This window comes from Tolypothrix sp. PCC 7712, from assembly GCF_025860405.1.
GTDB classification, from domain to species: domain Bacteria; phylum Cyanobacteriota; class Cyanobacteriia; order Cyanobacteriales; family Nostocaceae; genus Aulosira; species Aulosira diplosiphon.
Genome location: NZ_CP063785.1, coordinates 8787691 through 8801494, shown reverse-complemented (window position 1 = coordinate 8801494; position 13804 = coordinate 8787691). Strand labels below are relative to the sequence as shown.

Sequence of the window (13804 nt, the reverse complement as noted above, 5' to 3'; positions counted from 1 at the left end):
CTGAGTACTGAGGAGGTTGGAGAAGTTTGTCTATCCATCCTGTGTCAGCAGTTAATGATGACGACTTCAGTTGTCAGAATTGGTGAACTTCTTTAATGTGACTAACAACAAAGTTTATATAGTCCTCAAAGTCATTCTACGAATGTGGACGATGCACCAATACATACCAGTAATTTATTTGAGAATCGTTAAACCATTCAGATAAAAATGCTGGTTATGTAAGATGGTGCATATTAGTTAGAAAATATTTACCTTTCAGAAGAGATTTTTAATATTATTGTGTATTGTGAGAAATTAAATCAAATAAAAAATTATAGGACTTACGCGAAAGTTACGGAATTACGTCATTACGAGCGTAGCGACGTAATCGCCTAAAATTATGGGATTGCTTCCCTAAACTACGTTCCGGCCGCAATGACAAATTTTGCTGGCGTAAGTCCTAAATTATAGAGGATGGATGTCACAAAATAGAACATCCATCCTCAAATTTTGCGATCGCACCTGATAAATTTAATCATTAGTGCCAAATATTGAATGCTTTGCAGCCCAAGAGCGCACTTATTTCTCTAGGATAAATTACTAAGTTTGCTTACAGTTGAATATGAACCAGAATAGCACCGTGATGACCACCACAACGGAGTATGCTTGATAGCATAGAGCGTTGTGGCTATTTATTTTTATAGTTAGCTGTGATGAAACAAGGTTTCTAAATAAACACGAGCAGCACGGCGATCACTATCTCCATTTTGCAGTAAAAACAGTGACAAAGCCGCCGTTAATACTCGGTTTTGATCCCAATCAGGATGTGTTTCTAAGTAGGTTTTTAGGGATTCGTGAAGTGCTTCTGGGATTTCTGTAAAAATGTTAACTGTTGCGTTCATGAGATTTCCTCCTCTGAGGTCAATCAAGAGGGACTAGTTGCTTGCAGTGACAGCTGAGGGCGAAAACACAACCCTTTGCTTACTCGACAATCTACGTCAACACCTGAGGTAATTTTACCCATATAGATGTTAACGGTTGAACGAACTACAACAGCAAGCCGAATCATTGTGCGCTAAGAGGGGGTAGGTTTGTCAATGCTGCGAAATGTTAAAAACGGTGGTATAAAAAGTAAATTACGACGATAAAATCAGGGTTTGAACCTGTTTTTTGTTACTAATGTTAACAAAAACTCAGTCACTGAGACTACCGAAACCAAAAAGCAAACAATCCCCAATAAGGTGGCAACCGCCTATGAACTCGTAGAGCATCTGTGGAAAACATGTAAAATGCCTGTGGAAATCCTGTGGAATCTGTGAGGAAAATCCCCGCCAATAATAAGAATTACAAAAACATAATTTTTCAATGAAATTCCCATCCAGACAGCCAGCGCTTGAATCGGAGTTATTCTCGTGGTTACCCCAAATTAATTCCCAAGTAGGGATTTTTGCGATCGCGAGGTTCCTATCGGAAGTAGGGACTGGCTTTACCATGTTTTACGCCCCCATATTTTTCGTCAATCAAGTTGGCTTATCCGCAACCTCTGTTGGTATTGCTTTGGCTAGCGCTTCAATTTTGGGTATTGTGGGAAAAATTGTTGGTGGTTCTCTAGCAGATTCTCCTAATTGGGGCCGTCGTCGCACCTTACTGCTAGCAGCAGCAATTTCGGTAATTGGTTCTCTGGTGTTAGCTGCAACCAACAACTTTGCCACCTTGGTAATTGGGCGGCTGATTTGTGGTTTAGGGATGGGTTTCTATTGGCCTGCGAGTGAAGCGATTGTGGCTGATGCCAGTGAAGTTGGCAATCGCCGCGAAACTTTTGCCCTCACCAAAGTAGCAGATCATCTGGGGTTAGCGATTGGTAGTGCGCTAGCAGGATTGTGGGTGGCGACGACTGGCTTTTATCGGGGGCTATTTGTCATTGATGCTATTTCGTTCATGGTGTTTTTGATGATTGTCTATGGGGCAATTAATGAAACTTATCAACCCCAGGTGGATGAGTATCCCAAAAAGCAACATTTCACCTCTTGGATGACAGCATTACGCGATCGCCGTCTCCTGATCTACGTGGCTGTCAACATTATTTTCACTACCTACCTGTCTCAAATAAATAGCACCCTACCGATTTACTTTAAAAATTTTGTCAACGTCGGTGGCGATACTCCAGGATTTGCAGCAACCACCATCAGCACGCTATTTTCTGGGTATCTAGCCTTGGCTATTGTCTGCCAATTTCCTATTGCAGCTGCCTTAAAGAACTACTCTCATACCCTGGCACTGACAATTTCGGCTATTCTCTGGGCAATAGGCTTTAGCCTCATTTGGGTAACTACTATCACCACATCTCATCATCTGCTTTGGGTAACTTTAGCCCTAGCAGTATTTGCCCTAGCTATGACTTCTTATACCCCTTTTGCTGCCTCTCTAGTGACCGATTTAGCCCCTGAATCGCAACGAGGGGTGTATTTCTCTATCAACGCCCTTTGCTGGGCTATGGGCAATTTTATGGGTTCTCTGCTAGGTGGGTGGGCGCTCGATCAATCAAGAATTATCGTCAATAATTACTGGCTCTGTTTTGCTTTAAGTCTTTTCATTACGGTAGGAATTTTGCAGTATCTCAATCGGATTTTGGTTAGGGGGTAGGGATTGGGGACTGGGGATTGGGGAACTCGGGGCCCCCTCTGGGGATAAGGGGTAATGGGGATTGGGGATTGGGGATTGGGGAGATGAGGGAGATGAGGGAGAGATGGGGGGACAAGGGGACAAGGGGAAATAACTATTACCAATTACCAATTACCAATTACCAAACACCAAATATTATTTTGATTGACGTTCAAGGTTGGCTTCTATAGTGCTATTTAAAAAATGTCCAGTTAAAACAGCGCTACTTAAGTAGTAGTTATCTTCTGATAATTGATGTAAAGTTTCAAAACCACTACGACGTTGGCGATCGTTTAATGCCCAGTAACGTTGCACAATTGTTGATACTCCAATCAAACCTTCGCCTTCAACCTGTCCTAAAAGATTATGTTGGAGCAAAAAAGTATATTGGCGTTCTCCATCATCTAAGCGTCCTTTGTATTGCAACGCAATTTCTGTGCGATCGCTACCTGGAAATATCAGCTTTGTCGCCATAGTAAACCAGTTATCCCGATTCCAAGCCACCAAGATCATACCCTTGACATTAATGGGCATACTATTACGTTCTAGCCAACTACCTTGTAATGTCCAGCGCCCGGGTTGCATTAAAAAAGTATGAGCCACTTTGGATGTTCCTTGTCTTGCTCGAATACCACCGAGACTTAAAGATATATTTGAAACGCCAAAATGTCAGGTGGTAAATAAGTTAAAGTATAACTTTGGAAAATTGGGTAACGGGGAAAAGGTTTTTTTTGTTTCCCTTTCTCCTTTTAACCTTTTGCCTTTAACCTATAAGTTATTTAATTACCAGCTTGCTTAAATTTATAAACTTTAAACTGAAACATTATTAAGTAGGGGAAATTTCTCCTAGAAGGACTTCGTGAGGTGCGCCAGTAGCGCTAGGTAGGTTACCAGGAATACCTAATTGTCGCCAATAGGCTAAAACTGCGAAGGCGATCGCTTCTTTAAAATCTGCATTTAAACCAACTTCATCGGTAGTCATGACTGGTACAGATGGCAATAATGACTGTAAACGCTGCTTTAAATAAAGATTGTGACTACCACCACCACATAATAGGATGCGATCGGGTAATTGCGGTAAAAAATTCCGGTAACTTTCAGCGATAGTTGCGGCTGTCAGTTCTGTAAGGGTGGCTAGTAAATCTGCTGGGCTAAGTTGATAGGCTTCAGCATCTTGTAAACACTGTTGCAAATAAGCTACACCAAATAACTCTCTACCTGTAGATTTTGGGGGTGGGAGATGAAAGTAATTTTGGGTCAACCATTGTTCTATTAAGGGCTGACAAGGATTACCGCTTGCTGCCCACTGTCCGTTTTCATCGTATGTTTTAGCACCGTTAGTTAGATGCTGTACAGCCAAATCTAACAGGCTATTTCCTGGGCCAGTATCCCAGCCGCGAATTTTCTCCAGCCAATCATCACGGCGAGGGGGTAGATAAGCAACATTACCAATACCACCAATATTTTGAACACAACGCGCCTCCTGGGGATGGCTGAGTAAATAAGCGTCAACTCTAGGAACCAGAGGCGCACCATGTCCACCAATCGCAATATCCGCAACACGGAAATTACTCACAGTAGTAATTCCCGTAAGATGAGCAATTAAAGCACCACGACCAATTTGTAAGGTATAACCTAGAGATTTGGATTGGGTAATGGGTAATTGGTAATTTGTGATTTCTGTCTCGTCTCCTTGTCCCCTTGTCTTCCCAGTCCCCAGTCCCCAATCCACGGGTGGCCGATGGTAAACTGTTTGACCATGAGAGCCGATTAAAGTAGCGCTTTGATGACCAATTTGAATATTTTGGGCAGCTTGAGCAAAAGCAAAGGCGATCGCATCATCTATTTCTGCCAATTCTGCCATTGAGATAGCTTCCCCAGCACAAACTGCTAAAATTTTTTCTCTGAGATTGGGGGGGTAAGGATATGTTTCTCCGGCTAATAACTCGACTTTGAGATCTAAATCCTTACCAGTAATCTCTACCAAGGCAGCGTCTATACCATCTACAGACGTGCCACTGATTAGACCAATAACGCGAGTGGGCACAGCAGTTTGTTCAGTGGAATGCATTAGCAGAAATTCTGTTTTGATTTGCAAGGGGTAGTTTAATGGATGCTACTGCCTATGTCAAAAGAGCCACGTTCCTATATCCTCTGCCATTAGTTATTCTTTCTGCTCTGATTTGATTGAGAGAAATTATTTACATGGTGCGTTTCGCGCAGCGCCTGTGCGATAGGCAAGAAAGTCTTAACAGGTAAGAGAGAACAGACTCGCTCCGCAAAAATAAAATGTGATTCCTATCTGTGAACAGCGAATTAATTAGCAAATTTTTCATGTCAATGCTGATCAATAACAGCAATAATTAATAATCTGTGAATCACAAGATACCCACAATTTTCAATAATTAGAGTATCTAAGCATCTCTATTTTCACAAATCATATATAGCTGCTATAACTATATAGTTTTGAAATAGATAACAATAGTTATTGATTAATAAATACAGTTTTTATATAAAAATTATTCCAATATATTTCAAAATTAAAGCTTTGTCTATATTGAACAGCAAAAATTATCAGATAAATTTTAGTTGATTTACATAAAAATCTATATTTTTGGAATAATAGATAAAGAAAATTAAATTAAAAAATCAGTATAACCACTGATAAAAAGATAAGGTAATAATCGCAAGAAATTGATAAAATAATCGGCATCTACGAAAAATTAATGAGCCGATTAGAGAACATCTTGGAGAACGCTTATGCAATAAAGAGATAGTAACTGATTGCGAATGCAAGCAAGCTGGCGCAAAATGCGATCATCAATACCCAGATAATTCCAAGAAAAAATTGGTAGTTTTTCTTAAGCATACTGAGGTTAATAAAATCTTGTTTCACAAAGTTACTAGCTTTAAAAAGCTACCTCCTTAAGTTGGGAAAAGCTATATTTAGGATGAGCCTTTATGCGTCTGCGAAGTGAATATTGTTGAAATTATCCTCAACCCAAAATTAATTAAAGCCTAGGTGGAAAAAATGTCATTTTGGAAGCAGATTTTTCAATAAAAATCGCTGAGAGAGAGCCAGATGCAACATATATGGAAATAAATAGCCATTAGGCAATTATGATTTTAACTGGACAGCACACCGATATAGGGAATAAACCCATCTCTCCCCAATTACCTCAACAACTGGGGATACTTCAGATGCTAACTAATATCACCAACCAGCAAATCACACATTTACCCGACCTCTTAGAGGTGATAGCTAGGGAAGCATGTAATATCGTTGATATTGCTCAATTTTGTTTGATAGCCCTATATAATGCCCAATCGCAACAATTAGAATTAATCACCACAACAGGCATTAGTGCAGAAAATCTACATATTCTCAAACTCAATAACTCTTTAGATATTGGTGATAAGTTGTGGGGTGAGCAACAAGAATCAATCTCCTACGATCAACCTTTCAATACTAAGTCAGGGTTACTAGCTCAAGTATTTGCTACAGGTATATCCCAGATATATCAAGCAAGCCAGGTACATAAAGACTGTGTAATTGACGGCTTTTCCTCATGTCCATTTTTTCCTTGCGTCCCAGTCTTACCATCTGTCACACCTGCATCAATGTATGCTGTACCAATTAAGTCGGTACAAGCTGGCAAATTGGGAGTTCTGGCAATTGGTAACTGGAAAAATCCCTATGCATTTAATACTGCTGCACAACACCTTTTAGATGTAATAGCTGAGGTAGCAGCGATCGCAATCAATAATACGATCATGCTCCAAGTTTTAGAAGAAAGAGAAGAACGTTTAGCCAGACAAAACGAGATTCTCTTAGCGCAAAATCTCGAACTGGAAAAAATTCACCAGCAAATTCAGCTAAAAAACCAACAACTTGTAGAAACAGGCGAGTTAAAGTCCCAATTTTTAGCTATCACTTCCCATGAACTCCGCACACCCCTGAACGTGATTTTGGGATTATCACAGGTGTTGTTACGTCAGCGTAACTCTACCTTATCTGAGTTACAAACGGAGATGATCCAACGCATTTTCAATAATGGGAATCATTTATTGTCCATTATTGATGATATGCTTTACTTTGCTCATGCGGAAGCAGGTAATCTATCGTTTCATACAGAAGAATTTAATTTAGAGACTTTGGTGTTAACTACCCTAGCTGAACACAGTTATCTAGCTGAGGAAAAGTCACTAAATCTGCAAGTAGAGATTAATCTCAATTCTCCCTTAATCGTCAACGACAGCGATCGCCTCAGACAAGTTTTAGTCAAGCTGTTGTTAAACGCTATTAAATTCACTGCTGCAGGTAGCATTAAACTAAAAGTCTGGGAAATCACTGCTGATAAAATTGCGATCGCAGTTGAAGATACAGGTATTGGAATCGCTCCTGCTGACATTGAGTATATTTTTGAGCGTTTCCGACAAGTCGATCAAAGTAATACCCGTCTTTATGAAGGTATGGGTTTAGGGTTAGCCATCACTAAATCATTAGTGCAAATGATGCAAGGTACCATCAGCGTCACCAGCACCCTCGGTGAAGGTTCCACATTTCGCATCGAATTACCGAGATATTTTAAAAAGTAGGGCATGGGGCATGGGGCATAGGGCATAGGGCATGGAAATGGAAATTTTTCCCATGCTTCCTCTGCTCCCTCATCCCCAGTCCCCAATCCCCATTACCCCTTATCCCCACTCCCTCCGGTCGTGGGGGCCCCGAGTTCCCCAATCCCCAGTCCCCAATCCCACTCACTCCCTCCGCTCCGCTATTCTCAATTTAGCTGATCGCGATCGCGGATTTTGATTGAGTTCGTCTTCTTGGGCGGTGATGGGCTTTTTGGTCAAAACTCGCAATAATGGTGAATTGCGTAGGCTATGCTTCACCAAACGGTCTTCTAGGCTATGAAAGCTGATGATTGCAATCCGTCCACCAGGAACAAGGGCGTTTGGTGCTTTATCTAAGAAGGTTTCTAGGGATTTCAGCTCGTCGTTGACAACAATTCGCAGCGCTTGAAAAACACGAGTAGCTGGGTGAATTCTGCCATAACGATATTTAGCCGGCACACAAGATGCGATCGCATCGGCTAATTCCACAGTATTATGCAACGGTCGCCTTTCGATAATGCGTCTGGCAATGCGCCGCGATAATCTTTCCTCACCGTATTTAAAAAAGATATCTGCTAATTCTGCTTCATCCCAATCATTAATTACATCTGCTGCAGTTAATGACTGTCTTTGATCCATTCGCATATCTAAGCTAGCAGCGTGACGAAAGCTAAAACCGCGCTCTGGTGTATCTAAATGGTAAGAGCTAACGCCTAAGTCGGCTATTATACCATCAAAGGTACTTTGTGTAAAATCATAAGCCGCAAAGTTGCTGCGAATAAAGTTAACACGGTCTTGATATTCATTTAAATACTTCTGTGCTGCGGCTAAAGCATCCGCATCTTGATCAATTGCTATTAGTTGTACGTTCTCAGCAGCTTCTAGAATTAAGCGGCTATGGCCACCACCGCCTAGTGTTGCATCTAAATAATGACCACCAGGACGCACCGCCAAACCCTCAATAATTTCCCGGCTTAATACGGGAATATGTGAAAACATCGGTTCTTCTGCATCTTGCGGTGTCTGTGAATCTAGGTTCATGGTGGAAAAGGGGAATGGGGAATGGGGAATGGGGAATGGGGAACTCGGGGCCCCCTCTGGGGATAAGGGGTAATGGGGAATGGGGAATGGGGAATAGGTAATGGGTTATAGGGATAAGGTAGACAATAGCAAATGACCAATGACAAATGACCAATGACAAATGACCAATGACAAATGACCAATGACAAATGACCAATGACAAATGACCAATGACAAATGACAAAACTTAACAAATTGCAATTTTGAGGATTTGATAAAGTTTTTTCATTACTCCTGTAGCGGGGTAACATATTGCCAATCACGGGATTTGCGGATTTTTATTTGCCTTGATAAGTAGCAGTTTACAATATGTTCATATATACTAGTGAGTATTAGTACTCATTTGAAATACTAGTACCAGGTATTAAACTAGGCTTGAATTAAAGCTCCAGGGTACGGGAAGAGATTTAAGTTTAATTTTTATCAAGTACTTCCCCTGATATTTGGCATTTACCACCGTGAATTCACTATTAAGTTCAGTCAAATTGCTGTTGATCGGATTTGCATGACTGAATTTGTCAATAACGATGACAAAAAATAGTGTGGAAGCGGAGACCAAATTCATCAGCTATTTGGAGATGTAGGTTTTCATGGACATTTGCAGCAAAAAATACCTGGCGATGAGAAATCGCACTTCTACACTTATAATAGTGAACAAAAATTATCACGCAGATGATGTGTTGCTTTGCACGCCTGACAAAACTGACAACTGTAAATTTACGATAAATCTGGCGATCGCTCATATATGAGATGATAAGTTCTGGATGACAGACAGATCTGAGGTAAATAATCAATTGGGAAAAGAGTCAAATGTCTAAGCAAAGCGCTCCTCAAAGGGAATTATTTGTAAGATTAACAAGCAGCATAGTAACAGTAGGAACGAAATTCCGAGGGACACTTAGATACTGGTGGTTGATCCTAGTTGAATCAGTACCCTTTTTACTAGCTTGCGCTGTATTTTTAAGTGTGATTAGCCTGAAGAGTCCTATATTACTTTTTAGTTTATTAGTAGGAAGTTTAATTGCCGTCATTACTCACAAAATTGGACAGTACTGTGATTTACCAGTTAAATCTTTAATACCACTGCAAATCTTAGCTGTGGTCATTGTGTTGAGTTTATTCTGGCTAGACTATTTTGCTGCACCAGCACAAGCACAATTTTTTAAGAAAGCTGAGGACTTTTTTCAAAATACCCTCACCCAAGGTTCTAGTAACGGTAGTGGTACTCAGACCGCAGTCAGTTTAGTATTTAACGTTTTACGGGCACTTTACTTACTGTATATTGCTGTTGCTTTGATTGGTGTAGTGAACGCCGTCCGTAAAGACGAAGATTGGCAAAATATTGCTAGAACTCCTTTGTTAGTGGTAGTTGCTGTCACAATTGCGGATGTATTAACAGGCTTTGTTATTGGCAATACTAATAAGTAAAGAGGCTAAAAGCTAGAGCATAGAGACAAGAGGTTAAAAATTCAAATTACCAAATTAATATTTAGCTCTTGACTCTTGTACAGACACGATTCATCGCGTCTCTCCAAATACCAAATAACAAATTAGCTTTAATTTTACCTAGTGATGTCTCAAGAGCCAGATAAAGACTTTCGTCCAGTTAATCAAATTTTAGGAAGCCAACCATCATTAGGGCCGCTACCCGCAGACCAAATTTTTCCTTGGACAGTAATTGCACTAGCTGCTTACTTTATTATCAATGGTATTTTTGGGGGACTGTTCCAAGACGAATTTCAAAAATGGTTATGGACAGTGTTAATTGCTGGCTGGGGAATGGCTACTTGGTGGATATTAACTGGTGGGAGGAGTTGGAGTTTTTTAAGTAAATTTGTTGGTGTTCCGGCTTGGACTAGAGGCTTTGCTCGTTATCAAAGCTTGTTAGAAGTGAATCATGAAGCAAAAAATCGGAAAACAAAGCATCGGTATCGCCGAAAACGCAACTCGGTTAACACCATTTGAAGATGCATTACATTTAGCAACTATGCTGCGCGTCAGTTTCAATCGACGTGATATTGGCGCTTATATTTTAACTAAAGGAACGCAAAAAGATAGGTTTTGCTTTGTTTTTGGGTTTGAATGTCGTGGGATTCATACGACTTTAAGATCCGAACAAATAGATACGATTTTTGATAATATTGAAGCTGGGTTAAAAGATATTCCTAATGGTGAAAAAATGACTCTGCATTTAGGGTCATTTATTAACGACAAACAGCGACAACAAGAATTAGCCAATTTAGCTAAAAAGAGTCCATCAAAAGATATCAAATATTTATTGATGGCAGAACGAGCCAGAACCAAAGAATTAAATAATGCGGGGATTCGCAAGCCGAAGTTTCTGCGGATTTATGTCACTTATACTGTAGAACCAAATGCATCAGAAGCTGATGATTTAATTGAAAAACTGTTAGCGAGATCAGAAGCTTGGTGGTTGAAATTTAAAGGCGATATGGCGGAAGTGCAAAACCAACGCCTAGAAACTGTAATTACTAATGCTTATAAACAAGGTTTTGGGCGTTGGGAACAAATTTTATCTAACAAAATGGGCTTGGATATTAAGCCTTTAAATGCTGAACAACTTTGGGGAGAAGTTTGGCGGAGATTTAATGATACTTCACCGATAGATATTCCCCAATTGCTGATATTGGATGAAAATGGACTACATGAGCAAGTTTATTCAGATTTAGCCAGCACTAAACTTTTAGTCGATAATATTCACAGCACAACTCTATTGATGGAGTCTGGAGTTCCTTGTGCAGACCGTCGTTGGGTGAATGTTAATAATAAATATATTGGAGCGCTGACATTTTTAGAAAAACCCGGTGGCTGGGCAAATAAGACTTCGCAGTTACGCTATTTATGGGAATTACTTTCTCGAGAAACAGTAGTTGATACTGAGATTTTTTGTCAGTTAACCGCAGCCAATCCGGCATTGGTCAAAACTACCTTACAACGAGTCTTGAAACAGTCAAATATGACGGCACTCATGGCTCAAGAAAAGAGTAGAACCATTGATGTTAATGCCCAATTAAAATTAAAGAAATCTGTAGCAGCCCAAGAACAATTGTATGAAGGTGCTGTCCCCATATATACGGGGATTGCAATTTTTGTGCATCGTCCGACTGTCGAACAGTTGGATGAAGCTACTAGATATATTGAAAACTGTTTTCAACGTCCCGCCAGGGTAATTCGCGAAACAGAATATGCTTGGAAGATTTGGCTGCAATCTTTACCGATAGTTTGGGAAGGGTTATTAGTTAAACCCTTCAATCGCAGACAATTATATTTAACCAGTGAAGTACCGGGATTAATGCCTTTGGTACTCACAAGACAAGGAGATAATCAAGGGTTTGAATTAATTGCCGCCGAAGGCGGTACCCCTATACATTTAGATTTATTTACCCAACATAAAAATTTAGCTTTATTTGCCACCACGCGGGCGGGTAAATCAGTGTTAGTCTCAGGGATTTTAACCCAAGCTTTAGCCCATGACATCCCCGTTGTGGCATTAGACTTTCCTAAACCAGATGGGACATCTACCTTCACAGATTACACCCAGTTTATGGAGGAAAATGGTGCGTATTTCGATATTTCTAAACAATCAAATAATTTATTTGAGCAACCAGACTTGCGTTTTTTGAGTGCAGAAGAACAGCGAGACCGAATGCTCGATTATACTGCCTTTTTGGAATCGGCCCTGATGACGATGGTGTTGGGTTCATCTACAGAAAACCAGCTACTCGGACAAACTGTCCGTTCCCTGATTAACTTAGCACTAACAGCCTTCTTTAGCGATCGCACTATTCAACAGCGTTATCGGGAAGCCATGATTGGCGGGTTTGGGAGTCCAGCTTGGCAAAGAACTCCAACTCTCAAAGATTTTCTCACTTTCTGTTCTCCTGAACATTTAGAAATTGATTCTCTCAGTGGAAGGGTTGAGGATGCATTAAGTCAAATTCAACTGCGCTTGCGGTTTTGGCTTTCTAGTCGTGTCGGACAATCGATTTCTACACCCTCTAGCTTCCGCACTGATGCCAAACTCTTAGTATTTGCACTGCGAAATTTATCTGATAGCGAAGATGCGGCGGTACTTTCCTTAAGTGCATATTCTGCCGCCTTAAGACGCGCACTCAGCAGTCCGGCTTCGATTTTCTTTATTGACGAAGCCCCAATTTTATTTGAATTTGACCAAATTGCCAACTTAGTCGGCAGAATTTGCGCTAACGGTGCAAAAGCGGGGATTCGGGTGATTTTATCGGCACAAGACCCCGATACAATTGCTAAATCGCCAGCTGCATCTAAAATCTTGCAAAACTTGACTACAAGATTAATTGGTCGGATTCAGCCAGTTGCAGTGGATAGTTTTGTCAATATTTTGAAATATCCCCGCGAAATTATTGCGCGGAATGCTTCGGAAAGCTTTTTCCCCCGTAAAGAAGGAATTTATAGCCAGTGGTTGCTAGATGATAACGGCATTTATACTTTCTGTCGCTATTATCCCGGTTACGAACAATTAGCAGTTGTGGCTAACAACCCCCACGAACAAACTGCACGTCAACAGGCGATGCAACAATACCACGATAAATATGAAGCAATTTCGGCATTTGCACGGCAATTAGTAGCTTCATTACGTGGAAGTTAAAAAATTTCTTGGAAAAAACTATGCGAAAAACTCTTTTATTGACTTTGGGTTTAGGATTGCTGGTAACCCTACCAGCTATGGGGCAATTAGGCCAAGTGTTAACTGATTTTCAGTCCTACTCAGGAGATTTACAAAGATATCTCCAAAATAACTTGAGTGGCACATTAAAGCCTGTAGAAATTCAGTCGCAAAATGCCATTACTAACTCTACAGGACAACTGAATTTACCCAACCCCATTGCTGCAGGCGAAAAGGTGGGTGATGATATTGTTCTCTACTCGATATCCGATAGATTTGATAATAATCCAGTCTTGAAATCTGAAGCAGTGAATAATGAACTCAACCGCTTAATTACTCGCAGTTCGGTAGCAAGTAATTTGGGTAAGAATGGGCAAATTAGAACTAAAGTCAAATTGCAAAATACAGAAGATACCCTCGAAAATATTGCCAAAATCGCCCAGCAAGCAGATGAAACTAACCAAACTTTTATTAACGATTTGCAGCAAAAGGCTAGCCAAATAGCTGCGGCGGGTATCCCTGGTTTAAGCGCCCTCTTAAGTGCTGGTCAATCTAATTTACAGATGCAAAGTATTAGAATTCAAAATGAGCAATCAAAAATAGTCGGGGAAAACCTGGCTCAGACAATGCAGGTCAACCATTTCTTGCAATATTCTAATTTAAATTTAGCGAATATTTCGCAGCAAATGGATGAAAATAATCGCTCTCGCCGAGTTGATTCGGCGGCGGAAGCAGCGCGGCTATTACGCACAACTTCTCAAATAGATTTGTTAGGCAGAAAAGAGAAGTAAATACCGTTTTTTT

The 13804-nt window shown here is 40.5% G+C and carries 11 protein-coding genes; 6 read left to right on the top strand and 5 right to left on the bottom strand.

Going from position 1 to position 13804, the window contains the following annotated elements; translation table 11 throughout:
* Positions 1 to 683: 683 nt before the first annotated feature.
* Complete coding sequence (locus HGR01_RS35875) at positions 684 to 881, bottom strand: DUF2811 domain-containing protein (RefSeq protein ID WP_045867580.1); 198 nt, start codon at positions 879 to 881, stop codon at positions 684 to 686.
* A 463-nt stretch (positions 882 to 1344) separates the two neighbouring features.
* On the opposite strand from HGR01_RS35875, the gene HGR01_RS35870 reads away from it, so the two are divergent.
* On the top strand, positions 1345 to 2622 hold the full coding sequence (locus HGR01_RS35870; protein WP_045867579.1) for an MFS transporter: 1278 nt from the start codon (positions 1345 to 1347) through the stop codon (positions 2620 to 2622).
* 174 nt (positions 2623 to 2796) lie between these two features.
* Here HGR01_RS35870 and HGR01_RS35865 read toward each other — a convergent pair whose 3' ends face one another.
* On the bottom strand, positions 2797 to 3243 hold the full coding sequence (locus HGR01_RS35865) for a hypothetical protein (protein WP_045867578.1): 447 nt from the start codon (positions 3241 to 3243) through the stop codon (positions 2797 to 2799).
* A gap of 223 nt (positions 3244 to 3466) precedes the next feature.
* Positions 3467 to 4711 carry an anhydro-N-acetylmuramic acid kinase gene (locus tag HGR01_RS35860; protein WP_045867577.1) on the bottom strand — a complete coding sequence of 415 codons (1245 nt, stop codon included), beginning with the start codon at positions 4709 to 4711 and terminating at the stop codon, positions 3467 to 3469.
* Positions 4712 to 5760: 1049 nt separating this feature from the next.
* Between HGR01_RS35860 and HGR01_RS35855 the strand changes: the two genes are divergently transcribed.
* Positions 5761 to 7239: a GAF domain-containing sensor histidine kinase gene (locus tag HGR01_RS35855; protein WP_052335030.1), complete on the top strand. Its 1479-nt coding sequence runs from the start codon at positions 5761 to 5763 to the stop codon at positions 7237 to 7239.
* A 162-nt stretch (positions 7240 to 7401) separates the two neighbouring features.
* Here HGR01_RS35855 and rsmH read toward each other — a convergent pair whose 3' ends face one another.
* Both rsmH and HGR01_RS35845 read right to left on the bottom strand, forming a co-directional pair.
* On the bottom strand, positions 7402 to 8298 hold the full coding sequence (gene rsmH, locus HGR01_RS35850) for a 16S rRNA (cytosine(1402)-N(4))-methyltransferase RsmH (protein ID WP_045867576.1): 897 nt from the start codon (positions 8296 to 8298) through the stop codon (positions 7402 to 7404).
* 557 nt (positions 8299 to 8855) lie between these two features.
* Positions 8856 to 9080 carry a hypothetical protein gene (locus HGR01_RS35845; protein WP_194007825.1) on the bottom strand — a complete coding sequence of 75 codons (225 nt, stop codon included), beginning with the start codon at positions 9078 to 9080 and terminating at the stop codon, positions 8856 to 8858.
* 67 nt (positions 9081 to 9147) lie between these two features.
* Here HGR01_RS35845 and HGR01_RS35840 point away from each other — a divergent pair, with 67 nt between their 5' ends.
* From HGR01_RS35840 to HGR01_RS35825, 4 genes are all read left to right on the top strand, one after another.
* Entirely contained in the window at positions 9148 to 9765 is a 618-nt protein-coding gene (locus tag HGR01_RS35840) for a hypothetical protein (protein ID WP_194007826.1), read from the top strand.
* 144 nt (positions 9766 to 9909) lie between these two features.
* Positions 9910 to 10302: a hypothetical protein gene (locus HGR01_RS35835; protein WP_045867575.1), complete on the top strand. Its 393-nt coding sequence runs from the start codon at positions 9910 to 9912 to the stop codon at positions 10300 to 10302.
* Positions 10235 to 12982: a hypothetical protein gene (locus tag HGR01_RS35830; RefSeq protein ID WP_045867574.1), complete on the top strand. Its 2748-nt coding sequence runs from the start codon at positions 10235 to 10237 to the stop codon at positions 12980 to 12982. Before HGR01_RS35835 ends, HGR01_RS35830 begins: the two co-directional genes overlap by 68 nt.
* A gap of 20 nt (positions 12983 to 13002) precedes the next feature.
* Entirely contained in the window at positions 13003 to 13791 is a 789-nt protein-coding gene (locus HGR01_RS35825; RefSeq protein WP_045867573.1) for a hypothetical protein, read from the top strand.
* Positions 13792 to 13804 lie beyond the last annotated feature (13 nt).